This is a genomic window from Tolumonas auensis DSM 9187, from assembly GCF_000023065.1.
In the GTDB taxonomy this organism is placed as follows: Bacteria; Pseudomonadota; Gammaproteobacteria; order Enterobacterales; family Aeromonadaceae; genus Tolumonas; species Tolumonas auensis.
The window spans coordinates 2,736,520-2,762,485 of sequence record NC_012691.1 but is presented as its reverse complement, the minus strand read 5'-3'; the positions used below and the strand labels follow the sequence as shown (position 1 = coordinate 2,762,485).

The 25,966-nt window shown below is 47.3% G+C and carries 27 protein-coding genes; 20 read left to right on the top strand and 7 right to left on the bottom strand.

The genetic code is table 11. From position 1 onward, the window contains the following. Window positions 1–22 precede the first annotated feature (22 nt). The 5 genes from prmA to aroQ all read right to left on the bottom strand — a co-directional run bounded on the left by prmA (window position 23) and on the right by aroQ (window position 4,715). Window positions 23–901, bottom strand: a complete 879-nt coding sequence (gene prmA, locus TOLA_RS12890; protein WP_015879575.1) for a 50S ribosomal protein L11 methyltransferase — start codon at window positions 899–901, stop codon at window positions 23–25. Between the two features lie 84 nt (window positions 902–985). Next, a complete protein-coding gene (locus TOLA_RS12885; RefSeq protein WP_015879574.1) occupies window positions 986–2,299 on the bottom strand; it encodes a PTS sugar transporter subunit IIB in 1,314 nt (437 codons plus the stop codon). A 127-nt stretch (window positions 2,300–2,426) separates the two neighbouring features. Next, window positions 2,427–3,767 (bottom strand): acetyl-CoA carboxylase biotin carboxylase subunit, encoded by a 1,341-nt coding sequence (gene accC, locus TOLA_RS12880; RefSeq protein WP_015879573.1) that lies wholly within the window; start codon window positions 3,765–3,767, stop codon window positions 2,427–2,429. A gap of 11 nt (window positions 3,768–3,778) precedes the next feature. Then, window positions 3,779–4,225, bottom strand: a complete 447-nt coding sequence (gene accB / locus TOLA_RS12875; protein WP_015879572.1) for an acetyl-CoA carboxylase biotin carboxyl carrier protein — start codon at window positions 4,223–4,225, stop codon at window positions 3,779–3,781. Between the two features lie 31 nt (window positions 4,226–4,256). Then, entirely contained in the window at window positions 4,257–4,715 is a 459-nt protein-coding gene (aroQ, locus tag TOLA_RS12870; protein WP_015879571.1) for a type II 3-dehydroquinate dehydratase, read from the bottom strand. A gap of 313 nt (window positions 4,716–5,028) precedes the next feature. On the opposite strand from aroQ, the gene glyA reads away from it, so the two are divergent. The 9 genes from glyA to TOLA_RS12825 all read left to right on the top strand — a co-directional run bounded on the left by glyA (window position 5,029) and on the right by TOLA_RS12825 (window position 12,301). Next, a complete protein-coding gene (gene glyA, locus TOLA_RS12865) occupies window positions 5,029–6,282 on the top strand; it encodes a serine hydroxymethyltransferase (protein ID WP_015879570.1) in 1,254 nt (417 codons plus the stop codon). Window positions 6,283–6,395: 113 nt separating this feature from the next. Then, window positions 6,396–6,845, top strand: a complete 450-nt coding sequence (gene nrdR / locus TOLA_RS12860; RefSeq protein WP_015879569.1) for a transcriptional regulator NrdR — start codon at window positions 6,396–6,398, stop codon at window positions 6,843–6,845. Next, window positions 6,846–7,958 carry a bifunctional diaminohydroxyphosphoribosylaminopyrimidine deaminase/5-amino-6-(5-phosphoribosylamino)uracil reductase RibD gene (ribD, locus tag TOLA_RS12855; protein WP_015879568.1) on the top strand — a complete coding sequence of 371 codons (1,113 nt, stop codon included), beginning with the start codon at window positions 6,846–6,848 and terminating at the stop codon, window positions 7,956–7,958. Window positions 7,959–7,967: 9 nt separating this feature from the next. Next, entirely contained in the window at window positions 7,968–8,627 is a 660-nt protein-coding gene (locus TOLA_RS12850) for a riboflavin synthase (protein WP_015879567.1), read from the top strand. 17 nt (window positions 8,628–8,644) lie between these two features. Continuing rightward, a complete protein-coding gene (ribBA, locus tag TOLA_RS12845; protein ID WP_015879566.1) occupies window positions 8,645–9,751 on the top strand; it encodes a bifunctional 3,4-dihydroxy-2-butanone-4-phosphate synthase/GTP cyclohydrolase II in 1,107 nt (368 codons plus the stop codon). 91 nt (window positions 9,752–9,842) lie between these two features. Beyond that, window positions 9,843–10,313, top strand: coding sequence for a 6,7-dimethyl-8-ribityllumazine synthase (gene ribH, locus TOLA_RS12840; protein WP_015879565.1), 471 nt, complete (start codon window positions 9,843–9,845; stop codon window positions 10,311–10,313). Window positions 10,314–10,326: 13 nt separating this feature from the next. Then, complete coding sequence (gene nusB, locus TOLA_RS12835; RefSeq protein WP_015879564.1) at window positions 10,327–10,743, top strand: transcription antitermination factor NusB; 417 nt, start codon at window positions 10,327–10,329, stop codon at window positions 10,741–10,743. A 93-nt stretch (window positions 10,744–10,836) separates the two neighbouring features. Beyond that, window positions 10,837–11,823 (top strand): thiamine-phosphate kinase, encoded by a 987-nt coding sequence (gene thiL / locus TOLA_RS12830; RefSeq protein WP_015879563.1) that lies wholly within the window; start codon window positions 10,837–10,839, stop codon window positions 11,821–11,823. Beyond that, a complete protein-coding gene (locus tag TOLA_RS12825) occupies window positions 11,798–12,301 on the top strand; it encodes a phosphatidylglycerophosphatase A family protein (protein ID WP_015879562.1) in 504 nt (167 codons plus the stop codon). Before thiL ends, TOLA_RS12825 begins: the two co-directional genes overlap by 26 nt. 55 nt (window positions 12,302–12,356) lie before the next feature. Here TOLA_RS12825 and TOLA_RS12820 read toward each other — a convergent pair whose 3' ends face one another. Further along, window positions 12,357–12,743: a type IV pilin protein gene (locus TOLA_RS12820; RefSeq protein ID WP_015879561.1), complete on the bottom strand. Its 387-nt coding sequence runs from the start codon at window positions 12,741–12,743 to the stop codon at window positions 12,357–12,359. Between the two features lie 94 nt (window positions 12,744–12,837). Here TOLA_RS12820 and TOLA_RS16385 point away from each other — a divergent pair, with 94 nt between their 5' ends. The 8 genes from TOLA_RS16385 to TOLA_RS12780 all read left to right on the top strand — a co-directional run bounded on the left by TOLA_RS16385 (window position 12,838) and on the right by TOLA_RS12780 (window position 23,122). Then, entirely contained in the window at window positions 12,838–13,374 is a 537-nt protein-coding gene (locus TOLA_RS16385) for a GspH/FimT family pseudopilin (protein WP_015879560.1), read from the top strand. Next, window positions 13,359–14,093: a PilW family protein gene (locus TOLA_RS12810; protein ID WP_015879559.1), complete on the top strand. Its 735-nt coding sequence runs from the start codon at window positions 13,359–13,361 to the stop codon at window positions 14,091–14,093. The genes TOLA_RS16385 and TOLA_RS12810 overlap by 16 nt, the downstream gene beginning before the upstream one ends. Next, entirely contained in the window at window positions 14,080–15,276 is a 1,197-nt protein-coding gene (locus TOLA_RS12805) for a pilus assembly PilX N-terminal domain-containing protein (RefSeq protein WP_015879558.1), read from the top strand. The genes TOLA_RS12810 and TOLA_RS12805 overlap by 14 nt, the downstream gene beginning before the upstream one ends. A gap of 13 nt (window positions 15,277–15,289) precedes the next feature. Beyond that, window positions 15,290–17,404, top strand: a complete 2,115-nt coding sequence (locus tag TOLA_RS12800) for a type IV pilus modification PilV family protein (RefSeq protein WP_015879557.1) — start codon at window positions 15,290–15,292, stop codon at window positions 17,402–17,404. A gap of 408 nt (window positions 17,405–17,812) precedes the next feature. Further along, entirely contained in the window at window positions 17,813–19,564 is a 1,752-nt protein-coding gene (locus TOLA_RS12795) for an ABC transporter ATP-binding protein (RefSeq protein WP_015879556.1), read from the top strand. An 18-nt stretch (window positions 19,565–19,582) separates the two neighbouring features. Then, the gene (locus tag TOLA_RS12790; protein WP_015879555.1) at window positions 19,583–21,139 is read left to right on the top strand and encodes an ABC transporter substrate-binding protein; all 1,557 of its coding nucleotides are present in this window, start codon (window positions 19,583–19,585) and stop codon (window positions 21,137–21,139) included. Between the two features lie 68 nt (window positions 21,140–21,207). Next, a complete protein-coding gene (locus TOLA_RS12785) occupies window positions 21,208–22,185 on the top strand; it encodes an ABC transporter permease (RefSeq protein WP_015879554.1) in 978 nt (325 codons plus the stop codon). Window position 22,186: 1 nt separating this feature from the next. Then, window positions 22,187–23,122 (top strand): ABC transporter permease, encoded by a 936-nt coding sequence (locus TOLA_RS12780; protein WP_015879553.1) that lies wholly within the window; start codon window positions 22,187–22,189, stop codon window positions 23,120–23,122. Between the two features lie 80 nt (window positions 23,123–23,202). Here TOLA_RS12780 and TOLA_RS12775 read toward each other — a convergent pair whose 3' ends face one another. After that, window positions 23,203–24,009, bottom strand: coding sequence for a DUF1189 domain-containing protein (locus TOLA_RS12775; RefSeq protein WP_015879552.1), 807 nt, complete (start codon window positions 24,007–24,009; stop codon window positions 23,203–23,205). Window positions 24,010–24,192: 183 nt separating this feature from the next. Here TOLA_RS12775 and TOLA_RS12770 point away from each other — a divergent pair, with 183 nt between their 5' ends. From TOLA_RS12770 to arsC, 3 genes are all read left to right on the top strand, one after another. Next, window positions 24,193–25,128, top strand: coding sequence for an AEC family transporter (locus TOLA_RS12770; RefSeq protein ID WP_015879551.1), 936 nt, complete (start codon window positions 24,193–24,195; stop codon window positions 25,126–25,128). Window positions 25,129–25,197: 69 nt separating this feature from the next. Then, a complete protein-coding gene (locus TOLA_RS12765) occupies window positions 25,198–25,506 on the top strand; it encodes an ArsR/SmtB family transcription factor (RefSeq protein WP_015879550.1) in 309 nt (102 codons plus the stop codon). 22 nt (window positions 25,507–25,528) lie between these two features. Continuing rightward, window positions 25,529–25,954, top strand: a complete 426-nt coding sequence (gene arsC, locus TOLA_RS12760; protein ID WP_015879549.1) for a glutaredoxin-dependent arsenate reductase — start codon at window positions 25,529–25,531, stop codon at window positions 25,952–25,954. Window positions 25,955–25,966: the final 12 nt, after the last annotated feature.

Here is a 25,966-nt window from a genome sequence, read left to right as displayed (position 1 = left end):
ATACCGGACTGATCAGTCGTGATTACCCTTTCTTGATTCCATCAAGACGGCACCACTCTTCACGTTCCGTTGCCGGATTCATCGCAAACCACTGGCTGTAAACCTCCAGTAGCTCCGGTGCCTGACTTTCCAGAATACCGGAAATCGCCATCAGACCATGCGGTTTCACCAGACCACTGATCAGTCCGGACAGCTCACGCAGCGGGCCGGCGAGAATATTCGCCACCACGATATCAGCCTGGAAATTCTTCGGCTGATCTTCCGGCAGATACAGTTCAAGCTGGTCGCTGACGCCATTACGTTGCGCATTGTCACGGCTGGCTTCAATCGCCTGAGGATCAATATCAATACCGATCACACGTTCCGCACCCAGTTTCAGCGCAGCAATCGCCAGAATGCCGGAGCCGCAGCCAAAATCGACCAGCGTCTTGCCTTTCAGATCCAGACTGTCCAGCCATTGCAGACAAAGTGCCGTGGTTGGGTGTGTACCGGTACCAAACGCCAGACCCGGATCCAGCAGTACATTTACTGCCGTTGGGTCAGGCACATCACGCCAGCTCGGGCAGATCCACAGGCGCTCGCCAAATTGCATCGGCTGGAAATGTTCCATCCACTCACGCACCCAGTCTTTGTCTTCCAGCAGTTCAACCTGATAGGGGACATCTTCGCCAAAATGTTGCTGGAAGAACGCCACGATCGGTGCCGGATCCACTTCTGCATCGAACAGACCAATGCAGCGGGTATCACCCCACAATTTGGTTTCGCCCGGCAAGGGTTCATAGACAGGTGTATCCTGTGCGTCCATGTAGGTGACGGCCTGCGCACCAAGTCCCATCAGCATGTTGCTGACTTTATTGGCGGTCTTGGCGGTGGCATTGATTTTGATTTGGATCCAGGGCATGGCAATACATCAGGTTACAAAGAAAGAGGGCTATTCTAACACTCGCCGGTGAACGGATTGAATCATCTTTTCTACCGGATGAAACTAGTCCAGCCGGAATGGCATCAGCGGATGAATCTCTCTCGGCGTCAAATCCAGGGATTGGCGTTTAGCCAGATTATGGATCCGGCTTTCCAGCGTCAGTGCGATAGGGCCGGTTAATAACTCTGCCCGTTGTGTAGAAACTGTCTTGATTGACATGACACCAAGGCGATGCAGGCGATCCCGATCCAAATCAGCTACCGTTTCCACATCGATAATCAATCGGGTCAGATCGGCCCGTAGTGCAACCAGATTACCCAACCCACCCATGGCTTTGAGATAGCTGATGGTCAGAAAGTCCACATCCAGTAACAGATCCGGCTCATCCGTTTCCGGACGCGCTTCGGGTACAGCTATGGCTGCGTTGGCAAACTGGATAGGGTGCTGGCTGATGTATCCGCGCAGTTCATACAGCAGAATACCAAGCAACGACATTGGAATGGCAAACCAGACATCCGGGATGCTGGCATAGGAAATTTGGTCCTGCTGTAGCCAGTGACTGCCGTTATTGATAAAGCCAAGAATAAACAGCATATAAATACAGTGGCGGGGAGCCCACAGTAGTAATAACAGCAACATCGGCTGAGTCTGACCAGAGGCGATCATCAGCAGACTTAATATGCCATTCAACACTTTTTTCTGGATTTTCGTGCCGGGAATATCAATCAGTGCACGCTGAAAAATCCAGGAGATACAGAGTACTACCAGCCATACATAAGGTGATGCCAGAAACGAATGCCATTCCACCTGTGTTGCCAGCAACTGCGGTACTGTACCGCCAGATAACAGCAATAACGGTTCCAGCCAGAGTAATAGCTCTACGGTATGATTCTGCAGTAAGAACTGACTGAACAGATGCAGCAGTCCTGCTACCGGCAGCGCCAGCAGCATACAGAAGAAACCATTGCACAGCAGGACAACGGCATCCCCCTGGAAAGCCCGTAACCAGGAAGGTAAGCGGATTTTTTGTGTATGCGGTGTTGCCCAGACAACGGCATAGCCACTAAGCAGTGCGGCAATAATGTCGGTAGGGATGTTTGCCGGGCCCAGCGAATGCAGCAGTTTAGCCAGTAACACATAACTCAGGCAGGCATTCAATGGCTGCATGTCATATTGATAACGACTGCGGCTGATAGCCAGAGCCATCGCCAGTAATAGCGGCGCTGCTTGTTGTAAGCCTTGAAAAATGGTCAGCCAGAGGTATCCGGTATAATCAATACCTGCAATGATGGCTTGCGGCATATGCGCAAAAGTCAGCAGCAGAATAGGTAAGATTAACAGGCGCTGTTGATTGTCATCTGACTGGATAGATACCATAACACTTAAAAAATCTGTGAGCGTTGTATCATTTTAACTCATGATGAGAAAAATAGCAGGGTAAATCGTGACGTTGATCGCATAAAAAAGGCCGCGTTTGAACGCGGCCTTAGCGATTGATAGAGACTTACAGTCCTAACTTCTTGTGCAGATAGTGGATATTAGTGCCACCACTGTGGAAGTTTTCGTCCCGCAGGATCTCTTTATGCAGCGGAATGTTGGTTTTGATCCCTTCCACCACAATCTCATCCAGTGCCTGACGCATACGCGCGATTGCGATATCCCGGTTTTCACCGTAGCAGATCAGTTTCCCGATCATTGAATCGTAATGCGGCGGTACGGTATAGCCGGAATAGATATGAGAATCCCAGCGGACGCCTAAACCACCCGGTGCATGGAACCACTGGATCTTGCCCGGAGCTGGCAGGAAAGTTTGTGGATCTTCTGCGTTGATACGGCATTCAATCGCATGACCGCGAATATGAATTTCATCCTGTTTGATAGACAGTGGCTGACCCGCAGCAATTTTCAGCTGCTCCTTGATCAGATCCACACCCGTGATCATTTCTGTCACCGGATGTTCTACCTGAATACGGGTGTTCATTTCGATGAAATAGAACTCACCGTTTTCATACAGGAATTCAAACGTGCCGGCGCCACGGTAGTTAATCTCGATACAAGCACGAACACAACGTTCGCCGATGTAACGACGCATATCTTCCGTAATGCCTGGTGCTGGCGCTTCTTCTAATACTTTCTGGTGACGGCGTTGCATAGAGCAATCACGTTCACCCAGATAGATGGCATTGCCCTGACCATCGGCTAATACCTGGATCTCGATATGACGAGGATTTTCCAGATATTTTTCCATGTAGACCATGTCGTTGCCAAAGAACTGACCCGCTTCTGACTTAGTCAGCGCAACAGAGTTTTGCAGTTCTTCTTCGTTGCGTACAACACGCATACCGCGACCACCACCACCACCGGCAGCCTTGATGATCACCGGATAGCCGATACGTTTCGCAATGGCGGCGTTTTGTTTGGCATCTTCGCCAATCGGGCCACCTGAACCAGGTACACACGGCACGCCTGCTTTTTTCATCGCTTCAATTGCTGACACTTTATCGCCCATCAGACGAATAGTTTCAGCTTTCGGGCCGACGAAAATAAAGCCGGACTTTTCTACCTGTTCTGCAAAGTCTGCATTTTCAGACAAGAAGCCGTAACCGGGGTGGATAGCCACTGCGCCGGTCACTTCCGCTGCTGCAATAATCGAAGGCACGTTCAGATAAGAATCTTTCGCGGACGGTTTACCAATGCAAATGGTTTCATCTGCCAGCTTAACGTGTTTCAGATCGCGGTCTGCGGTGGAATGCACTGCTACCGTTTTGATGCCGAGCTCTTTACACGCACGCAGGATGCGCAGAGCTATTTCACCACGGTTAGCGATGACAATTTTATCCAACATAACGAGCTCTCTTATTCGATGATAAACAGAGGCTGATCAAACTCAACGGTATCGCCGTTTTCAACCAGAATGCTTTTTACCACACCAGCTTTGTCAGACTGGATCTGGTTCATCATCTTCATAGCTTCTACGATACACAGTGGATCGCCCACTTTTACCGACTGGCCAACTTCAACAAATGCTTTTGCATCCGGGCCTGAAGAACGGTAGAAAGTACCAACCATCGGAGAGCGCAGGGTATAACCACTTACTGCTTCTGCGGCTGGTGCTGCGGTATTCGCTACCGGCGCTGCTGCGGCAACAGGCGCTGCTTGTGGTGCGAAATTGATCATTGGTGCAACCTGACCGCTGACTGCGCGACTGATGCGAACCGATTCTTCACCTTCGGTGATTTCCAGTTCAGCAATGCCGGATTCTTCAACCAGCTCGATCAGTTTTTTGATTTTACGGATGTCCATTTGCATTCTCAGTTCAACTTCTTCTGCTTGTTCAATTATTGGATGACCGTTCCAGATGACGGACGGCCGCGGTAAGTGCGAATTCATACCCATCAGCTCCCAGACCACAGATCACGCCTTTGGCTACATCAGATAAAAAGGAGTGATGACGGAAAGGTTCACGGGCATGAACATTCGATAAATGAATTTCGATAAATGGAATGGCAACACCCAGTAAAGCATCGCGGATCGCAACGCTGGTATGAGTGAAGGCTGCCGGATTGATAAGGATAAAATCGACTGTCCCCATCGCCTGATGAATGGTATCGACCAGTTCATATTCAGCGTTGGATTGTTTATGGGTCAGTTCAACATCCAGCTCAGCAGCCAGTTGTTGCAAACGACCGACAATGTCGTCAAGTGTTGCGGCGCCGTAGATGCCTGGCTCACGTTTTCCCAGCAAATTCAGGTTAGGGCCGTTAAGCACTAAAATGCGGAACTTTGCAGTCATTGAGTCGCTATCCTCTGCAAATATGCAGCTATCTTTCATTTTAATCAATTTCCGGACTGGTATTGTTCAAAAACTATCCGGAAGATGATTGTTTTCGTGTTGATTGGCAAGATTACCGTAGATTCTTGTACGTTGTCAGCATTTTCGTAGGAAAAATAGCAAAAAATGGCCAATAGCGTCTTTGTCAGAGAGACAACTAATTGGTGGCCGCTACTTTGTAAAAAGAGTCGCTTTATTGATGCGCCCGGATGTCAGGCAGGGTAGAATATAACAATACCCTAACATGACGCCATGAGTCAGGAGACACTTAATAATGCTGAAGCGTGATATGAACATCGCCGATTATGATCCGGAGCTGTGGGCTTCAATTGTGGAGGAAACACAGCGTCAGGAAGAGCATATCGAACTGATTGCTTCTGAAAACTACACCAGCCCACGTGTAATGCAAGCACAGGGATCACAATTAACCAATAAATATGCCGAAGGTTATCCGGGCAAACGTTATTACGGTGGTTGTGAGTTTGTTGATAAGACTGAAACTCTGGCTATTGAACGAGCTAAAGCACTGTTCGGTGCTGTCTATGCTAACGTGCAGCCACACTCTGGTTCTCAGGCAAACGCTGCTGTTTATATGGCGCTGCTGAAACCGGGCGATACCGTTCTGGGTATGAACCTGGCACACGGTGGTCACCTGACTCACGGTTCACCGGTTAACTTCTCCGGTAAGCTGTATAACATCGTTCCCTACGGTATTGATGCCAGCGGTAAAATTGATTACGTCGAACTGGAGCGTCTGGCTCTGGAACACAAACCAAAAATGGTTCTGGGTGGTTTCTCGGCTTACTCAGGTGTTGTTGACTGGGCAAAAATGCGTGAAATCGCTGACAAAGTAGGTGCTTACCTGTTTGTTGATATGGCGCACGTAGCTGGTCTGGTTGCAGCCGGTGTATATCCAAACCCGGTTCCGCATGCGCATGTAGTGACTTCAACTACCCATAAGACACTGGCTGGTCCACGTGGTGGTCTGATCCTGTCTGCAGTAAATGATGAAGAACTGCATAAGAAGCTGAACTCTGCTGTATTCCCTGGCACTCAGGGTGGTCCGCTGATGCATGTTATCGCTGGTAAAGCGGTAGCGTTCAAAGAAGCTATGGAGCCGGAATTCAAGGCTTATCAGCAGCAGGTAGTGAAAAACTCCAAAGCAATGGTAGAAGTATTCCTGGCCCGCGGTTACAAAATCGTTTCCGGCGGTACTGAAAACCACCTGTTCCTGGTTGATTTCACTGATCGTGAATTGACCGGTAAAGAAGCCGATGCTGCACTGGGTCTGGCAAACATTACTGTGAACAAAAACTCAGTACCAAACGACCCACGTTCACCATTTGTGACTTCCGGTATCCGTATCGGTTCTCCATCCATCACTCGCCGTGGCTTTAAAGAAGCTGAAGCGAAAGAACTGGCTGGCTGGATCTGTGACGTGCTGGACAACCGCACTGACGAAGCCGTTATTGCTGCTACCCGCGCGAAAGTGCTGGATATCTGCAAACGTCTGCCAGTATACGCATAATTTTACACTGATTATGCTGAAGACAGCCGGCCATGTGCCGGCTGTTTTTTTATTGGCGTTTCAGTGAACTCTGATAGACTGGAAAAATCGACAGGTTTCAGGATTGAGCATAGATGCATTGTCCATTTTGTAATGCCGACGACACGAAAGTTATTGATTCGCGCCTGGTGGCGGATGGGCATCAGGTGCGCCGTCGGCGGGAATGTCTGGTTTGCCATGAGCGTTTTACTACGTTCGAGATGGCAGAGCTGGTCATGCCACGGGTGATAAAAAGTAACGGTGTTCGCGAGCCATTTAACGAAGATAAATTACGTAATGGTATTCAGCGCGCACTGGAAAAGCGTCCGGTCAGCACCGAGTTGATCGAACAAAGTATTAACCGGATCAAATCGAATCTGCGGGCAACCGGTGAACGGGAAATCATGTCCAAGATCATCGGTAATCTGGTGATGGAAGAGCTGAAGCTGCTGGATAAAGTCGCTTACATCCGTTTTGCCTCTGTTTATCGCAGTTTTGAAGATATCCGCGAATTTGGTGAAGAGATCGCACGTCTGGAGAAATAAGTGTTTTCTGCCGAAGATCATCTTTATATGAGCCGCGCTCTGCAACTGGCAGAGCAGGGGCGTTTTACTACCTCTCCGAACCCGAATGTAGGCTGTGTCATTGTGGCTGATGGCCGGATCGTCGGCGAAGGTTTTCATCTGCGCGCCGGTGAACCGCATGCGGAAGTGCACGCACTGCGTATGGCTGGTGATAAAGCCCGTGGTGCGACCGCGTATGTTACTTTAGAACCCTGCTCACATTTTGGTCGTACACCGCCCTGTGCTGATGCGCTGGTCAATGCCGGTGTTGCCCGTGTCGTTGCGGCGATGGAAGATCCGAATCCACAGGTATCCGGACGCGGCATGCGACGTCTGGCTGATGCCGGTGTAACAATCCAGACGGGTTTGTTACAGGCACAGGCAGAGGCATTGAACCCTGGCTTTATCAAGCGTATGCGGCATGGCTTGCCTTATGTGCGTCTGAAGCTGGCAGCCAGTCTTGATGGTCGCACCGCACTCGCGAATGGCCAAAGTCAGTGGATCACATCTCCTGCAGCTCGTGCTGATGTACAACGCTGGCGCGCGCAAAGCAGCGCAATTCTGACTGGTGCTGATACCGTTTTGACCGATGATCCCTCACTGAATGTACGTTGGGAACAACTGCCTTTATCTGTGCAACAGTGTTATGCAAAAGACAATGTTCGTCAGCCAATACGCATTATTATTGATTCCCGGCAACGCATTGTTCCGTCAGCACACTTATTTTCCATTCCGGGAGAGATTTGGCTGGCTCGCCACAAAGAGCAGGGGCAATGGCCGGAACAGGTTCAGCAGCTGAGCACGCCTCTGGCGGATAGCGGTAAACTGGATCTGGTCCAACTGATGCAAACATTAGCGCAACGCCATATTAATGATATCTGGGTGGAAGCGGGCGCTTCTCTGGCGGGCGCATTAATGAGTGCCGGACTGGTCGATGAACTGATGGTTTATCTCGCACCCAAGTTGATGGGAAACCCTGCCCGTGGTCTGGTTAATCTGCCTGAATTCAAACATATGTCGGAAGTTAATGAATGGCAGTGGCAGGATGTACGTAAAGTCGGCAATGATCTGCGATTGACCTTACGTCCGCATTAAGGAGTAACGATGTTTACCGGAATTATTGAAGCTGTTGGTACGCTGGCAGCATTACAGCCGAAAGGTGAAGATATTTCAGTCCGGGTAAAAAGTGGCAAGCTGGATCTTTCTGATGTGAAATTAGGTGATTCGATTGCAACTAATGGCGTCTGCCTGACCGTTGTTGAATTAACGGGGGATGGTTATGTCGCTGATTTGTCGTTAGAAACACTACAACGTAGTAGCTTTGTTTACTATCAGGCAGGACAAAAAGTGAATCTGGAACGTGCGCTGACACCCGATACCCGTTTAGGCGGTCATCTGGTTTCCGGGCATGTGGATGGGGTCGGCGAAATTGTTTCAGTGAAACCGTTGGGCCGGGCTAAAGAGTATTGGATCAAGGCGCCGGATGAGCTGGCGAAATACATTGCAGAAAAGGGTTCAATCACCGTCGACGGTATTAGTCTGACGGTGAATGCTATCGATGGTGCTCGTTTCAAACTGACCATTGTGCCGCATACCAGCGGTGAAACCACGGTGGATGAATGGCAGGCCGGTGTGAAAGTTAATCTGGAAGTGGACGTTATTGCCCGCTATCTGGAACGGTTGTTGCTGGGCGATAAAGCGGCGCAGTCATCACAGAGCAATATCACCATGGAAATGCTGGCACAAAACGGTTTTCTGCGATAACGGACTAAGGGGAAGTCATGGCTATCAGTAAGATTGAAGAGATTATTGAAGATTTTCGTCAGGGCAAAATGGTCATTCTGATGGATGACGAAGATCGGGAAAATGAAGGTGACATTCTGATGGCTGCATCGATGGTGCGTCCGGAAGATATTAACTTCATGGCAAAATACGGTCGCGGATTGATCTGTCTGACCTTATCCAAGGCCCGTTGCCAGCAGTTGAACCTGCCATTGATGGTCGATAAAAACGAAGCGCAGTTTTCTACCGCATTCACTGTTTCCATTGAAGCAGCTGAAGGGGTTACTACCGGCATTTCAGCCGCCGATCGCGCCCGTACTGTACAGGCCGCCGTGGCAGCAGATGCCAGACCAAGTGATGTGGTACAACCGGGGCATATCTTCCCGCTGATGGCGCAGGATGGCGGTGTTCTGACTCGTAATGGGCATACAGAAGCCGGTTGTGATCTGGCTCGTCTGGCTGGTCTCGAACCGGCAGCTGTGATCGTTGAGGTCCTGAATGAAGACGGTACCATGGCCCGTCGTCCGGATCTGGAGAAATTTGCGGCAGAGCATGGCATCAAATTAGGTACTATTGCCGATTTAATTGAATACCGTAATCAGCATGAAACCACGATCCTGAAGATCGCACAGTGCCATATGCCAACCGAATATGGTGAATTCGAGCTGACTACATTCCGTGATACCATTGATAATCAGTTACATTTTGCCTTAAGCAAACCGCAAAAAGACCCGTCAAAGCCAGTATTGGTGCGGGTACATTTGCATGATTATCTGAATGACGTCCTGAACAGTCAGCGCGGAAATCTGCGTAGCTGGCCGCTGGATAAAGCCATGAATCGCATCAATGATGAAGGCGGTATCGTGGTGATCATTGGACATGAAGACAGTCAGCAGGAATTACTGGCGCGTATTGAACATTATGCGGCAGTAGATTCGGGCCAGACCACAGAGATCTGTAAGCCGAAACCGGCTTCCCGCCGTGTTGGCGTGGGCTCTCAGATCCTGAAAGCGATGGGCGTGAAACAGATGCGTCTGCTCAGCTCACCGAAACGTTATGTACTGTCAGGCTTTGGTCTGGAAGTCGTGGAATACATCAGTGAATAACTGATCTTGTGGCGCATGTTTTGGTCATGCGCCGGATGTGATAGAATTAGCAGGTTTTGTTTATCTGACATAACAGATTATAGGATTACCCATGAAAGTGATTGAAGGCGTCATCCCGGCTCCACAGGCCAAAATTGCGATCGTAGTGTCTCGCTTTAACAGTTTCATCAACGACCGTCTGGTAGAAGGTGCACTGGATACGTTGAAACGTCAGGGTCAAATCGCTGACGAAAACATCACTTTGGTGAAAGTGCCTGGTGCAGTTGAATTGCCTCTGGCTGCCAAACGTCTGGCTAAGAGCAAGCAGTTCGACGGTATCGTAGCCCTGGGTTGTGTGATCCGTGGCGGTACCGCACATTTTGAATATGTATCGGGTGAGTGTGCCAAAGGTCTGGCTCAGGTTGCACTGGAAGCTGAAATTCCGGTGGCATTCGGTGTTCTGACAACAGAAAACATCGAGCAGGCCATTGAGCGCGCCGGTACTAAAGCTGGCAACAAAGGTGTTGAAGCTGCGCTGAGTACTTTAGAAATGATTAATGTCATGAACGCTCTGGGCGCATGATAGGAGAAAGAGATTGAAACCTGCTGAACGCCGTAAGGCGCGCCATCTTGCTCTGCAAGCCATTTATCAGTGGCAACTGGCTAAAGACAACGTGGCTGATATTGTTGAACAGTTCAAATTGGAACAGCCAACGAAAGGCGTCGATCTGCCTTATTTTGAGCTGTTGCTGACCGGTGTTGTCAACAATGTAACTAATCTGGACGCTACTTTCTCACCATTCCTGTCGCGTAAACTCGACGATCTGGATCAGATTGATAAAGGTGTGTTGCGTCTGGCTTGTTATGAGCTGACCTATTGTAAAGATGTGCCATATAAAGTCGTGATCAATGAAGCGATTGAGTTGGCAAAAGCGTTCGCCACAGATGATAGTCATAAGTTTGTGAATGGCGTATTAGATAAAGTCGTAAAACAGATGGGGCTGCGTCAGTAATTACTGTTTGCAGCTACAGTTTTATGCGATAAAAATCCCCGTTTTTTCTGCTGAAGGAACGGGGATTTTTGTTAGCTGGAAGGGAGCCATTTCGTGGGTGAATTTGAACTGATCCAACATTATTTTGCCGCTCAGGCTGCGGCAAGAGCTGATGTAGAATTAGGCATCGGTGATGACTGTGCGCTATTGAATGTACCGGTTGGTGAATGTCTGGCCGTCAGTACGGATACATTGGTCAGTGATGTGCATTTTTTTGCTGATGTTGATCCGGTCGCATTAGGGCATAAAGCGCTGGCGGTTAATCTTTCTGATCTCGCTGCGATGGGCGCACAACCGCGCTGGATCTCTCTGGCTCTCACCTTACCTAAAGCCGATGATGTCTGGCTGACGGGTTTTACTCAGGGGTTTCATGCACTGGCGGTGAAACACAATGTCGCACTCATTGGTGGCGACACTACCCGCGGACCGCTTTCTATCACCATTTCTGCCAAGGGAACCGTGCCCGCTGCTCAGGCGTTACGTCGTTCCGGCGCTAAGGCGGGAGATGCCATTTACGTCAGTGGCAGTTTAGGTGCGGCAGCATTGGCCGTGCAGCAGCGTATACACAATTTACCCATAAACAGTGATGCATTGCGTGACTGTTCATTCCGTATGGATTACCCACAACCGCGTTGTGAACTGGGTCTGGCACTGCGTGGTATCGCAACCAGTGCCCTGGATCTGTCTGACGGACTTTCCGGCGATTTAATGCATATCCTGCGGGCATCCGGGGTGGCAGCTGAAATTGAGCTGACTAATCTGCCAATTGCGTCGGCAGTTCAGCGGAGTGTGACACCGGAGCAGGCACTGCAATTAGCACTGGGTGGCGGGGATGATTATGAACTCTGTTTTACCGTACCTGCCGGGCATGAAACGGCTATCAGCGAGCTGGCTGTTGCGCTGGATTTACCACTGACCCGCATCGGTACTATCACGACCGGTGAGCCGCAGATAATCTGGTATCATCAGGGCAAAGCGGTCGAATTACATATTAATGGCTGGGAGCATTTTCACCATGGCGAAGCTGGAAAAACATCATAAAAGCTATGATGCACTGCAACGACTGAACTGGCGGAACCCGCTGCATTGGCTGGCGACCGGTTTTGGTTCGGGACTATCACCAGTTGCGCCAGGCACCTTCGGCACACTGGCTGCGATCCCGTTTTACTGGCTGATGATGGATTTATCGTTACCGGTCTATATCACGATCACCGTGATTGCTGCCATCGCAGGTATCTGGATCTGCCAGTCAGCGACAGATGCCATCGGCCAATCGGATCATGGTTCAATCGTCTGGGATGAATTTGTTGGTTTCTGGATCACCATGATCGCAGCCCCGAAAGGCTTGCTCTGGTTACTGGCTGGATTCTTACTCTTCCGCCTGTTCGATATTCTCAAGCCATGGCCCATCCGCTGGCTGGATCGTTATGTCAAAGGCGGTTTAGGTATCATGATTGATGATGTGCTGGCAGGGGTATTTGGGCTGGTGATAATGCAAGTGCTGGCTTACTTTTTTTGAGTTATGTGGCGCATACCAAAGAAGTATGCGCATGAATCCTGATATAATTCGACTGTTATTCCCAGCAGGAAGTGGACGGACCTTTTACATCTGCATTTGTTATCGTCAATGTTGGGCAGTCGGTATCGGCTGTTTGGCTACCAGAAGCAGTAGCTGTCAAGGTATAGGTTGGTACACCACTGCTGCTGGCGGTGGCAGTGAAGGCATAGTAAGTACTGGTTGGACTACCAAGATCGCTCATAGTGCTGGTATATGAACCATTTTTAACCCGCCATTCTTCCTGGCGTAATTGAGCTGATAACAAACCTTCAATGGCCTCAGCTCTGTGTGAACGTAACACAAAACCCTGATAACTGGGGTAGGCTATGGTAGCCAGAATGGCAACTATAGCTACGACTATCATAAGTTCCAGCAAGGTGAAGCCTCTGGAATTATTTTTCATATTTACCTACCTCTTTCAGAGTTCGATTTAAACTTATAAGAATGGTCTTGTTTTATTCTGGTTGAAAAAGGCCTTAATGCCAAGGAGAGAGCACGTGAGATCGCGAATTTCCGGTTTTACCCTGATAGAGTTGATCATCACCATATTGGTAATGACGATTCTTTTGGGTATTGGTGTACCGAGCTATATGCAATTTAAGGAAGATAACACCTTGCAGGGAGCTGCCCAAGCGCTCTATTCAGATATTCAATTTGCCCGTAGCGAAGCGATTAAGCGCAATACAGATGATGTTGTCGTTCATTTATTCCAAACAGGTAACAACTGGTGTTATCAGGTTTCTGATAATCCAGATTGTGACGATTGCGGAGATAGTGATTGTGATATCCATGGTGATGGTATATTGCGTGGTGTCATTTGGAGTGGCTATCCTAATGTTAGCATGGCCAGCAATACCTCCAGCGTTACGATTCAGTCTCAAAGAGCGGTAATGAATAGCAACCGGATCATATTTTCTTATGGTCAGACTGGTAAAGAAATAGAAGTGAGAACAACGCCTCTGGGACGCGTTTTCATGTGTACACCTGTTGGTAAAGCCGGTTTAACGGGAGTGGATAAATGCCCATCTTCTTAAAAAGAAGCGGAACAATACAGAAATCGAAAGGTTTCTCATTGATTGAACTAATGGTTGCCATGGTAATCGGCTTATTTGTAGCCGCTATTATGGCAACCATGTATGTCAGCATCATTCGTGCTAATTCGACCACAGTGCAGCTGTCTCGTCTGAATATGGATATGCAGTCTGCTCTGGACATCATTGCCCGGGATATACAGCGAACCGGGTATGCCAGTGGAGCTGAAGCTGCGTTGGAAAGAGATAGTGCAGGGAATCCAACCAGTAGTGCTGTTTCCAGTGCGGTTCATACTGCTATGTTTTCTGCTTATGCGTCAGATGGTTCAGCACTAGACTTACAGAATAACTGCGTTTTGTTACGTTATGATGCAAATGATGATGGCTCTATTACTGGCGGTGCGAACCCTCCGGAAATCATTGCCTACAGTTATGTTTCTGGTGCCAGCTCAGTTGTATATCAGGAATTTAACACAGCAGGTTCTCAATCGTGCACTGTAGATAATACATGGCAGGTATTAGCTGGTGGAGATGGTCATCTGGATATTACTGGCTTAACGTTTACCCTAGATCCTGTGAGTGGTGCATTCGCTACAAGCGGTGCTTACAATACCACGGGGCAGCGTTTTGTCCGGATACGAATTGCAGGCAGAAGTAGCACAAACAATGACATTCAGCTGAGGCTTGATCGTAGAGTGAGGTTGCAAAATGACCAATTTTAACAAGGCATCAGGTTTTATAACCTTAACTGTTGTGCTAATTATTGTTTTGTTGATTACCGCCCTGACGTTGATGACTGGAAAAATGTTGATGGGCGAACAACGCACAGCATCAAATACAATGCGTTATCATGAAGCAAAAAATGCGGCACAATATGGACTAGATTTGGCCGCTGCTCAATTAATGGGTAATATTGATAATCGAAGTGCTATATCTTCGGCATCAGCAACCTCGCCTTATTACCAAGTTACATTTGGTACACAAATTAATATTCCTCTCGGAAGTAGAACTATTCCTGTTATTCCTGTGCAGTCTATCGGCTCATCTGGTTATTCTGCCAGCACTGCAAATGCAGAGTCACAGGTAACATTAAGAGAAGCATTTGTAGCAATTCCTTCAATTTCCGGAACTCCCGCTGCACCAATCACCGTCGCTGCAGGGTCTGCAATAGGGGGAAATCTCACGGTCGTTGCTAATCCTAATGGTGGCGGTCCTGGTGTACCATTGTCTGTCTGGTCAAAGGTTGATATAACTTTGGCTGATGTAGGTGGTTCTTTTGTTTCCTGTGGTTTACAAGAGTATACCAATGCGAACAAAGATTGTACGACTTATGCGTATACTGATAAAACAAAAATAGGAACAGATGTAGTCAAGAAAGATTCCAATTTCCCACCTAATTTGTTGGCCTATGTTTTTTCTGGGGTTCAAAATATGGCGGAATTAATTAATGATACTAAAATAATGTATCCTGGTGACTATAAGAATAGAATCGGTGATGGAGTTATATCTGATTCTGAGACTGTATGTAACAAATTAATTTCTGCAGCACAAAATGCATCAGGACGATATATCATCAAAGGTGGTTGTGATTTAAAACAGGCAGGAGTAATTGGCTCGCTGTCTCATCCAGTTCAATTGGTTATTTGGGATGGTGATTTATCTTTTAATTCCAACACTGAGGTGTGGGGACTTATTTTTGCTTACTCGGAAGATGCAACTGCTACATATAGCGTCAAATTGGTCGGCACTCCTGTATTACATGGTATTTTCGTGTCAAATTATCAAACCCAGTTTAATGGTGCTGGTAATTTCAACATTGTTTATGATCCAGCAGTAGTAACAAATATGAATAATCTTTCTCAACCTATTACTGCTATTGTTCCTGGCAGTTGGCATGATTGGTAATAAGGAGGCTCAAATGATGTATTTTAAAAAACAGCAAGGTGTAGCTTTGCTCGAAGTGTTAATAGCCTTTGTTATTGTCACTGTCAGTGTTGTTGCTCTCTATCAACTACAAAATAAATATATTCGTAATGAAATTGCTTCCAGTGCACGATTAACAGCACTACAAATTGCTGAATCAAAATTAGATGATCTTAGAACTTTTGGGAGTCTGACTGTTAGTTCTGGTGTGCCTTCCTATGATATTATTGGCAATAATACTGGTGGTACAATCGCTTCAGGTGCTATTTCATCCAGTAATGCGAATGTGGATCCTTTCGTTTATAATTTGAGTTGGAGTGTTACACCCCGTGCTGGCAGTAATGATGTGACAGTCACTGTAAGCTGGAATGATGGTAATGGTCCCAATAATGTCAAATTGACTGGTAGTGTTGTTCAGACAACACGTATTAGTGCAGATCGATTAACAAACAGTAGTAAAGCAGGTAACTATAAACCAGTTGTTAAATATACACCGGTTTCAAATTCTGATAGTGGGGTTGTTGCAGTCAGTCTAGGTGGGGCATATATGCAGGAAACAACTAAACCGTTACCTGATGTATCATCAAATGGTGGTGGAGTGGAAGTTAAGTTTTCTACAGTAACCTATAATACAAATTTGAATACTCAAAATTTATCTGATTACAGTACAGTAGCATGCGATTGCACATTTGAGTCTGGTTATAAAAGTACTGCTTTACCTGCAACATTAATAACAATTAATGGATTATTGTATTGGAGTGCTCCAACTACGCCTGACTTGAAATCGAAATCATGGGGTTCTCCATCAGGTAATAAGAATGCAACATTATGTAGTGTTTGCTGTGAAAATCATTTTGATAATGTTTTAGGTGGTGAATTTAAAGATTATTATAATCGATTAAATTATCCTTCTTCAAAATATGATTCCTCATTAAGTATGGTAACAAACGGTAGTTATATTGATTCATGCCGTTTATTACGTATAGATGGTATGTATAAACCAATGCCAGACTGGAATTTAGTTAAGTTGGTAGTAATGGATGCTGATTTTTTAAAGAAACCAGCAAACTTGACTAGTTACCAAAATTATATTAAATATGTTGTCAAGTCATATGTAGAACTACAAAAGAAAGATAGTTGGCCTGAGCATAATCCTAGTTTAATTTCAGATAGTACAGCGACTTCAATTCAAAGTTTTTCACAATGGTTGACGACTAATTATTCAATAGGCGGCGATACTAGCACAAGTATTAATTTTGATCTGACTGCTGCTACAAATCCAGATCGGCAAATTATAGCGAGAGGCATATTTGTAGACATTATGCCAGATGACTGGGTTGATTTACTTGATACAGATACAGCAGGTTCCACTTATTTGCAAAAAGTGCCATTTTTTGATATTAATATGACATTAATATCTCAATGGTCATCATCTAATACTGCAGTTGCAACTGTTGCTAGTGAACCTATTCAAACCCTTGATCTCAATAAGAGTTATTATGGCGTATATTCACGAGGATATACAGCGCCTATATCCTCTGGTGCAACTGTAATTAAAGTAACAGCTTTTCAAGGTAATTCTTCCGTGGCTGCTTACCAGATAAATAATAAATCTGCGGAAATGCCTGTGTCAGCCTATGATAATTCAAAGGCAGTTACTGATACGCTAACTCTGTCTGTAGACGGAACGCTTGCTCCGGAAACTGTTATTGCGAGTGGTAGACTTTATTGTTTGGATCAAACAAGCATAACTACGGGAACAGGAAAGGATAAAGTTACAAACTATAGTGCTACTGCATGCCTTACTAACGGTAATAATAAGACTTTTGATTTATTGAATTTAAGTTGTACTAAATCAGATATAAACATAAATGCATCTCCAGCTTATATTCCTTTTACTTGTACAACAACCCAAGGTGCTACATTAGACATTAGTGTGACTGGTATAGCAGATGGTTATTCAATTAATCCATCAAATCCAAAAACAGTAGTTATTCCGGAAAACGCTGGGTCAGCAGTAGATGTAGGTTGTATCACTGTTTATCAAACAATTCTTAATTCACTACCAGGAATACAATTCGACTCTCAAGGATGTGTATCTTCAAATTAGGATTTTAGTCAGAAAAAGGACAGCATTTGGCTGTCCTTTTTATTTATGCACTATCAAGTTTCCTTTGCACAAAATAGGTTATTTTAATCAATTTTGTTTTTATTAAATTGTTACAAAAATGCGTTTTTTAGTTGCAAACCATCAGAAAAATCGATGTGGATTCAATCTTATCCTTTCCAAATTTCGGACTCAAATCGCTATTTTGTGTTTGTTATTTCTTAATATGCGCAATTTCTTGCCTTTTTTATTTAATTTTGTGAGATAGCCAGTCTTCTGGCATCTAATCCTGTTTTTTGTTGTTTCTCTGAATTTATCTTCCTTATAAGATAGATCGCTTATCTTGGCCCGAAGTGTGCTCTTCTGGTTATCAAATACAGTGTTTTTCGTTACTAGACTAGAGGTTGACGGATGTCCCTGCTGGAAGTCAGAAATTTAAGAATTGAATATCCCTCACGTTATGGCGTGATGGCGGCAGTGAAAGATCTGTCATTCTCGATTGAAAAGGGCGAGATTCTCGGGGTGGTCGGTGAGTCTGGTGCAGGGAAGTCGACTATCGGTAATGCCATCATTGATTTGTTAAGCCCTCCGGGCCGCATTGCCCGCGGTGATGTCTTTCTGAATGGTGAAAAAATTTCGGGTCTGTCGCCGGATGCGATCCGTGAGATCCGGGGTGCCAAAATCGGCTTTATCTTTCAGGATCCGATGACATCGCTGAACCCGCTGTTCACAGTAGAACAACAGCTGGTTGAAACCATGCTGGCGAATACCGAACTGAAACCGGATGAAGCGTATGAAAAAGCGCTGGAATTGATGGAAGCGGTTGGTATTCCGCAACCTGAATTACGCATCAAACAGTATCCGCATCAGTTTTCCGGCGGTATGCGTCAGCGCGTGGTGATTGCCATTGCACTCTGCTGCGATCCAGATCTGATCATTGCCGATGAACCAACCACGGCGCTGGATGTTTCGATTCAGGATCAAATCCTGCAGCTGATTAAAAAACTGTGTAAGGAACGTCAGGTTGGCTGCATGCTGGTCACCCATGACATGGGGGTGGTATCTAATATCACTGATCGTGTTGCAGTGATGTATCGGGGGGATCTGGTTGAGATCGGTACTACAGCGCAAGTGCTGGGTGCACCGAAACATCCTTATACCCAGAGTCTGATTTCTGCGGTACCGCGTTCGGATGTGAAACTGGTGCGTTTTCCGCTGGTTTCCTATATTGAAGCCGCTGAGCAACCAGCTTCAATTGATCTGAAGAATCACTGGCTGGGACAACAGCAGGAACAGCGGGAATATCAGGGCGCCTTGTTGCAGGTCAAAGATGTCAGCCTGCGTTTTACAACGAAAGATTCCATGTTCCCGTCACGCCGTGAATATGTTCAGGCGAACAATCACGTCAGCTTTGAAATCAACGAAGGTGAAACCTTTGGTCTGGTCGGGGAGTCCGGCTCCGGTAAATCGACGATTGCCCGGGTGATCACCGGTCTGTATCCGCCAAATGAAGGTCAGATCATTTTTGAAGGGATCGATCTGACTGCACTGAAATCAGAAAAAGAGCGTCGTCCGTTCCGTCGTCAGATGCAGATGGTATTTCAGAATCCATACTCTTCGCTGAATCCGCGCATGAAGGTCGCCGATATCATTGCCGAGCCGATCCGCTTCCATCATCTGGCGGAAAATGAACGCCAGATCCAGGATATTGTGGGTGACCTGCTGGATCATGTCGGGCTGGGCCGTCAGGCTGGCTTGAAATATCCGCATGAATTCTCCGGTGGTCAGCGGCAGCGTATTTCGATTGCCCGTGCGCTGGCGACGCGCCCTCGTTTGCTGATCTGTGATGAGCCGACATCCGCGCTGGATGTGTCGGTGCAGGCACAGATCCTTAACCTGCTGAAAGATCTGCAGCAGGAGCTCAAACTCACCATGCTGTTCATCAGTCACGATCTGCCGGTGATCCGTCAGATGTGTGACCGGATTGGTGTGATGCAAAAAGGAACTTTGCTGGAAGTGGCGAAAACGGAAGATCTGTTCCTGTCACCACAGCATGAGTACAGCCGTAAGCTGATTTCACTGATGCCGGAATTTAAAGGTATGAGCCGCGCTGGTTTGCAGATCGCGGAAGAGACGGCAACCGTGAATCAGTCTTCAAATTAATCGAATAGGGAGCTTTAGATGAAAACAGGAATGAGCAAAATTACCGCTTTGTTACTGGCTGCCGGTATCTCTATGCCGTTGTATGCTGCGGATGTCAAAGTTGCATTAGATGCTGATCCGGAGTCGCTGGATATCTACGAGCAACTGTCAGGCGGTATTCTGCAATACGCCCATATGTCCTTTGATCCACTGGTACGTTTCACCAAGGACATGAAATTTGAAGGCCGTCTGGCTGAATCATGGGAACAGGTGGATGCGAAAACCGTGCGTTTCCATCTGCGTAAAGATGTGAAATTCCACTCCGGTAATGCTTTTACTGCGGATGACGTGGTGTGGACTTATAACCGCATTATGAAGTCCGAAGACTATAAAGGTCTGTTTGAAGTCTACGAAGGCATGAAAAAAGTGGACGATTACACCGTCGATTTAGTGGCTAAAGTGCCGTATCCGCTGGTGCTGCAGAACGCGACTTACCTGTTCATCATGGATTCCAAGTTCTATACCGGTAAGACAGAAGACGGTAAAGACAAAGATGAAATCGTGAAAGCAGCAAATACCTATGCGGCTAACCATGTTTCCGGTACGGGTCCGTTCAAACTGGTTTCCCGTGAGCAAGGCGTGAAGCTGACGCTGGAGCGAAACAAGGATTACTGGGATAAAAAATCACCGGGTAATGTGAATAAGCTGATTGTGGTTCCGATTAAAGAAGATGCGACCCGTGTTGCTGCATTGCTGTCTGGCGATGTAGACATGATCGCACCGGTTGCGCCGAACGATCAGAAACGCGTGATGTCAGACTCTGATCTGCAGATGGTGACCGAAACCAGTAACCGTATTGTGATGTTTGAACTGAACCAGAATGTGGTGCCTGCATTCAAAGATCAACGCGTACGTGAAGCGGTGAATCTGGCCGTTAACCAGAAAGGTATCGTTGATAAAATCATGAAGGGTTTTGCGACCCCGGCTGGTCAGATGAGCCCTGAAGGTTATCTCGGTCATGTACCGGATCTGGTTCCTCAGTATGATCTGAAAAAAGCCAAAGAACTGATGAAGGCGGCCGGTCAGGAAAAAGGTTTCGAGATCACGATGATCGCGACCAACAACCGCTATATCAACGATGCCAAGATCGCGGAAGCGGTGGCCAACATGCTGTCCAAGATCAACATCAAAGTCACGCTGAAAACCATGCCAAAAGCACAATACTGGCCGGAATATGACAAGTGTGCAGCTGGTATGCAGTTGATCGGCTGGCAGTCAGATACACAGGATTCCGGAAACTACTTCGAATATCTGGTGCAGACCCGCAATGATAAAACCGGTAAAGGTCAGTACAACTGCGGCGGTTACTCCAATGCTGAAGTTGATAAGCTGATTGCCGAATCAAACGGCGAAGTAGACGTTGCCAAACGTACAGCCATGCTGCAGCAAATTGAAAAGCTGCTGATCAAGGACGCGGCTTACTTACCTCTGGAATGGCAAAACCTGTCCTGGGCGGCAAAAACCAAGCTGGATATCAAACCTATCGTCAATGGTCTGGACTTCCCATACTACGGCGATCTGAAAGTAAAAGAGTAATGTGATGCGGGGCCGGTGTTCTTTGCCGGCCTCAAATCCTTTTTTATATAAATGCAGGATCTTCGTGCATGCTGACTTTTTTGTTTAACCGACTGGCGCAAGCTCTTGTCGTGATGTTTGTGATTAGTCTGGTAGCGTTTGCTATCCAGGATAATCTGGGTGATCCGTTGCGGGAAATGGTCGGACAAGGTGTGTCCGAAGCGCAACGTGAAGTACTGCGTAATCAGTTAGGGCTGAATGACCCGTTCATGATTAAGTATTCCCGTTTCCTGACTAATGCCATGCATGGCGATTGGGGAACCTCATTTATTTTTAAAAAACCGGCGTTAGATATTATCCTCGGCAAGCTGGTTGCGACACTGGAGCTGGTGTTTGCGGCCACGTTCTGGATTATCCTGATCTCTATCCCGGCAGGTGTTTATTGCGCCATCAAGCCCCGGGGTATTGGCAGTAAACTGATCATGGGGATCAGCACCATCGGTATTTCTGTTCCGGTGTTTCTGACTGCAATTTTGCTGATGTATGTATTTTCTATTGAACTTGGCTGGTTGCCGTCTTATGGCCGGGGTGAAACCGTAAACCTGCTGGGTTGGGAGTCCGGTCTCTTTACCATTGATGGTTTAAAACATCTGTTACTGCCGTCGATTGCACTTTCTTCCATTATGCTGCCGCTGTTTATTCGTCTGGTGCGGGCTGAAATGCTGGAAGCACTCAGTTCAGAGTATGTGAAATTTGCCTGGGCGAAAGGGCTGGATAAGAACAAGGTCTGGTTCCGCCATGCACTGAAAAATACCATGCTGCCGCTGATTACTGTGGGGGGAGTGCAGATAGGCTCGATGGTGGCTTATACCATTCTGACTGAAACCGTCTTTCAATGGCCGGGTACAGGCTTCTTGTTTCTGGAGGCCATTACCCGTGTCGATACGCCGCTGATCACCGCCTACGTTATCTTTGTTGGTCTGGTGTTCGTGGTCACTAATACCTTGGTCGATCTGCTGTATGGCTTGATCAACCCAACAGTCAAACTGACGTCCAAGGGAGGCTAAGATGTCACAACAAGCAACGATGAGTCGCTGGCAGCGTTTCCGTCAGTCCGATCTGATTTACTATTTCCTGAAAGACAAAGTAGCGATGGTCTGCTTTGTTCTCTTTATGTTGTACGTAGTTCTGGCGACACTGGCGCCCTGGCTGGCACCGCATAATCCGTATGATCCATCTACCTACGACATTATGGATGCAGAAATGCCGCCGTCATGGCTGGAGGGAGGGGATGCCAATTTCCTGCTGGGTACCGATAATCAGGGTCGCGATATTTTAAGTACCATTTTGTATGGTTCACGTGTATCGCTGATGATTGGTTTGTGTGCGGTCGCCCTGCAATTAGCATTTGGTGTCGTGATCGGCCTGGTGGCTGGTTATGTCGGTGGTCGTGTTGATAACCTGCTGATGCGGATGGCGGATATTCAGCTGTCGTTCTCTACTATGATGGTGGCGATCATTGTATCGGCTATTTTTCAGGCGACGCTGGGCGGTGAGTTCTACTCGCAATATGCCATTCTGATGCTGGTGTTGATCATCGGTATTTCTGAATGGCCGCAATACGCACGTACTGTGCGCGCTTCCGTTTTGTCGGAGAAGAAGAAAGAGTATGTGGAGGCAGCGCGCGTAATGGGCTTTAAAGCGCCCCGCATTATGTTCCGTCATATTCTGCCAAACTGCCTGTCACCGATCCTGGTTATCTCAACCGTACAGGTTGCCAATGCCATTATGTCTGAAGCGGCATTGTCGTTTCTGGGGCTCGGGATGCCGGTGGACAAACCGTCACTGGGTTCACTGATCAGTATCGGTTTTAACTACATTTTCTCCGGTTCATGGTGGATCACTGCCTTCCCCGGCATTTGTCTGGTGGTGCTGGTGCTGGTTATCAATCTGCTGGGTGACTGGTTACGCGACCTGTTCAATCCGAAGATTTATAAAGACTGAGTGCTATCAAACACAGACAGAAATAAAAAAGGGAAGTCAGAGCTGGCTTCCCTTTTCGTATCTGTATTGCTCTTTTCTGGTTACGCGATGATGGAGCCTTCATCGTTACGCTGATCGGGTGGTAACTGACAGACACTCTGAATGGCGAAGCGAACATACATCACTTCCAGCACGATAAATAACAGACCGGCAAAGGGCAGCGGTAAGCCGAGAACACCGATAAACATATCAAGGATCATCGCAGGCGTCAGCGCCACCGCACAGATGCGGACAAACGAGTTATACCGCAGAGTCACGCCCTGTCTTTTCGCCAGCCATCCGGCAAACAAGGCGTAAACCATGGCTTGTGTAAACCGCCAGAACCAGGAAAAGGCGACCATAATCACATAGGTCAGCGGGAGCAGAAATTGACCGGTAGTTGCCATAAATGTTTCGACCGATGAGCGATCAATCGTCATATCCGTCAGATCTGAAAAATCATAGGACTGAGAATCGGTATCGTTTTTACGGATAGATATGCGGTCAGTCGTAATAAGCACCGCTGCCGATGTCTGGTCTAATGACGTGTATTGCCCGGTGGTATCCACGACAATGAACGGCTCAGTCGTACCTTTCTCGTTAATAATATAGGGGCGTTCTTCCGGGGTGGATGCCTGACCGCTCTGAATCGTCAGTTCCGGAAATTCATCCAGATACAGCGGCAATTCTTCTTCAACGAAAGCAAGATACCCTTCCCGGATCTGCATCGTAATAGGCATCACGACCAGTGCTGAGATGATCAACAAATATAATGAGCCGATCCCCTGCCATTGACGGGCAACAGACTGATATAGCGTTCGGGAAAAGAATGATAGCCAGAGAGCCTGCCACCATGTGATTTTGCGCATGACCTGAAACTCCTGAATTCCAAATGAGTTTTATTTGTTTTGTCTAGCATATCAGTTTGTCCGGGATAAATCAGGCGGAGTCCAAACGACAAATTTTAGGATTCCGTTTGAAAGTTAATATGGCGCAATATTTGTGACATATGTCATGCTAGACTTTGCCTCCCGTTGTCTGATGGTGGTGCTATGTCTGCCTTATTACATCAAGTCTATCTCTCAACCCCATTGTTTATCCTGGTGTTTATCGGCTATGGCGTGATGCGCTGGGCGCATTGGCCTAAAGTGATGTCGGATTCTTTGTCCCGCTTCGTTTTTTCACTGGCATTGCCGGCGATGCTGTTTCATCTGATGAGTGATTTCTCCAAACTGCCACCGGTTGATGCGCGCTTGTTGATCGCGTTTTTTGGCGGCTGCTTAATCATTTTTATTCTGGGACGTTTACTGGCCTGGAAAGTCTTTAAACTGGATGGCGTATCGCAATCTGTATTTGCCCTGGGCGGGATCTTCTCTAATAACTCTATGCTGGGATTGCCACTGGCAAAAATGATGTTAGGTGATGCCGCATTGCCTTCGGTAGCACTGGTGCTGGTATTTAATTCACTGATCCTCTGGACACTGGTGACGGTATCGGTGGAATTGGCGAAACATGGCAGCTTTTCCTTTCGCGGATTTTTCTCAACCGTTAAAAGTGTGCTGAAAAACCCGATTGTTTTCGGCATCCTGACTGGTACCGCATGGGGGCTGACAGGCTGGAAACTGCCTCTATTGATTGATAATACCGTGAGCATGATCAGCGGTGCGGCGGCACCTATGGCGCTGTTATCGTTAGGGATGGGGCTTGCAGAATATGGCATTGGCGGTAATTGGGGACAATCAATCAGCGTATGTCTGCTCAAACTGGTTGGTCATCCGTTAGTCGCCTGGGGGATCGCCCGTCTGATTGGCTTACCTACCATGGAAACGCAGGCAATCGTGTTGCTGGCATCCATTGCTACCGGGGTGAACGTTTACCTGATGGCTCGGCAGTTTAAAACGATGGAAGGGGTGATGGCGACCAGCCTGTTGCTCTCTACTGTAGTGGCCGCGGTCACCACGCCGCTTTGTGTCATGTTATCCGGATGAATAGTATCAGCCAGCTTATGCTGGCTTTTATTCGCTTGATTATTTCAATCCCTCTTGTAGTATTGAACTATGAAAAAAGAATCAGCAACACTCATCTTTGAATCACTGGCATCCGGTATCCGGCAGGATATTTATCGTTTGCTGGTGAAGTGTGGTCAGGAAGGCATGGTCGCCGGACAAATTGCGACTACGCTCGGTCTGCCACCGAACAACCTGTCTTTCCATCTGAAAGCGATGGCGCATGCTGGCCTGTTATCGGTCGTGCAGGAAGGGCGTTATCAGCGCTACCGTGCGAATGTTCCACTGATGCGGGAACTGATTGCATACCTGACCGAAGAATGTTGTGGCGGCAATCCGGAACAATGTATTCCACGTTAATGATCATGAAAGGGAAATGACCATGTCTGAAGTGACTATTTATCATAATCCAAAATGCGGTACCTCACGTAATACGCTGGAAATGATCCGCAATGCCGGTATCGAACCGAACGTGATCCTGTATCTGGAAACACCGCCAACCCGCGATACGCTGGTAAAACTGATTGCCGATATGGGCATCAGCGTGCGTGAAGTGCTGCGTCAGAAATGCGATCCTTATGTTGAGCTGGGGCTGGATGATCCGAAATGGACTGACGAGCAGTTGCTTGATTTCATGATGCAGCATCCTATTCTGATCAATCGTCCTATTGTGGTCACAGAGCTGGGCACTAAGCTGTGTCGTCCTTCAGAATTGGTACTTGATATACTGCCGGCTGCGCAACAAGGTGCATTTACCAAGGAAGACGGTGAAGCGGTGGTTGATGCGGAAGGTAAGCGTCTGATCTAATAAGTCTTGATA

Bases quoted from the DNA above. Each gene is read 5' to 3' on its own strand.
- TOLA_RS12780 (WP_015879553.1), top strand. From the start codon at position 22,187: ATGTCACAACAAGCAACGATGAGTCGCTGGCAGCGTTTCCGTCAGTCC.
- TOLA_RS12805 (WP_015879558.1), top strand. From the start codon at position 14,080: ATGACCAATTTTAACAAGGCATCAGGTTTTATAACCTTAACTGTTGTG.
- TOLA_RS12785 (WP_015879554.1), top strand. From the start codon at position 21,208: ATGCTGACTTTTTTGTTTAACCGACTGGCGCAAGCTCTTGTCGTGATG.
- nrdR (WP_015879569.1), top strand. From the start codon at position 6,396: ATGCATTGTCCATTTTGTAATGCCGACGACACGAAAGTTATTGATTCG.
- TOLA_RS12775 (WP_015879552.1), bottom strand. From the start codon at position 24,009: ATGCGCAAAATCACATGGTGGCAGGCTCTCTGGCTATCATTCTTTTCC.
- ribBA (WP_015879566.1), top strand. From the start codon at position 8,645: ATGGCTATCAGTAAGATTGAAGAGATTATTGAAGATTTTCGTCAGGGC.
- TOLA_RS12770 (WP_015879551.1), top strand. From the start codon at position 24,193: ATGTCTGCCTTATTACATCAAGTCTATCTCTCAACCCCATTGTTTATC.
- TOLA_RS12790 (WP_015879555.1), top strand. From the start codon at position 19,583: ATGAAAACAGGAATGAGCAAAATTACCGCTTTGTTACTGGCTGCCGGT.
- TOLA_RS12850 (WP_015879567.1), top strand. From the start codon at position 7,968: ATGTTTACCGGAATTATTGAAGCTGTTGGTACGCTGGCAGCATTACAG.
- TOLA_RS12825 (WP_015879562.1), top strand. From the start codon at position 11,798: ATGGCGAAGCTGGAAAAACATCATAAAAGCTATGATGCACTGCAACGA.
- TOLA_RS12810 (WP_015879559.1), top strand. From the start codon at position 13,359: ATGCCCATCTTCTTAAAAAGAAGCGGAACAATACAGAAATCGAAAGGT.
- TOLA_RS12885 (WP_015879574.1), bottom strand. From the start codon at position 2,299: ATGGTATCTATCCAGTCAGATGACAATCAACAGCGCCTGTTAATCTTA.
- accC (WP_015879573.1), bottom strand. From the start codon at position 3,767: ATGTTGGATAAAATTGTCATCGCTAACCGTGGTGAAATAGCTCTGCGC.
- TOLA_RS12800 (WP_015879557.1), top strand. From the start codon at position 15,290: ATGATGTATTTTAAAAAACAGCAAGGTGTAGCTTTGCTCGAAGTGTTA.
- aroQ (WP_015879571.1), bottom strand. From the start codon at position 4,715: ATGACTGCAAAGTTCCGCATTTTAGTGCTTAACGGCCCTAACCTGAAT.
- glyA (WP_015879570.1), top strand. From the start codon at position 5,029: ATGCTGAAGCGTGATATGAACATCGCCGATTATGATCCGGAGCTGTGG.
- TOLA_RS12820 (WP_015879561.1), bottom strand. From the start codon at position 12,743: ATGAAAAATAATTCCAGAGGCTTCACCTTGCTGGAACTTATGATAGTC.
- TOLA_RS12765 (WP_015879550.1), top strand. From the start codon at position 25,198: ATGAAAAAAGAATCAGCAACACTCATCTTTGAATCACTGGCATCCGGT.
- ribH (WP_015879565.1), top strand. From the start codon at position 9,843: ATGAAAGTGATTGAAGGCGTCATCCCGGCTCCACAGGCCAAAATTGCG.
- accB (WP_015879572.1), bottom strand. From the start codon at position 4,225: ATGGACATCCGTAAAATCAAAAAACTGATCGAGCTGGTTGAAGAATCC.
- arsC (WP_015879549.1), top strand. From the start codon at position 25,529: ATGTCTGAAGTGACTATTTATCATAATCCAAAATGCGGTACCTCACGT.
- prmA (WP_015879575.1), bottom strand. From the start codon at position 901: ATGCCCTGGATCCAAATCAAAATCAATGCCACCGCCAAGACCGCCAAT.
- TOLA_RS12795 (WP_015879556.1), top strand. From the start codon at position 17,813: ATGTCCCTGCTGGAAGTCAGAAATTTAAGAATTGAATATCCCTCACGT.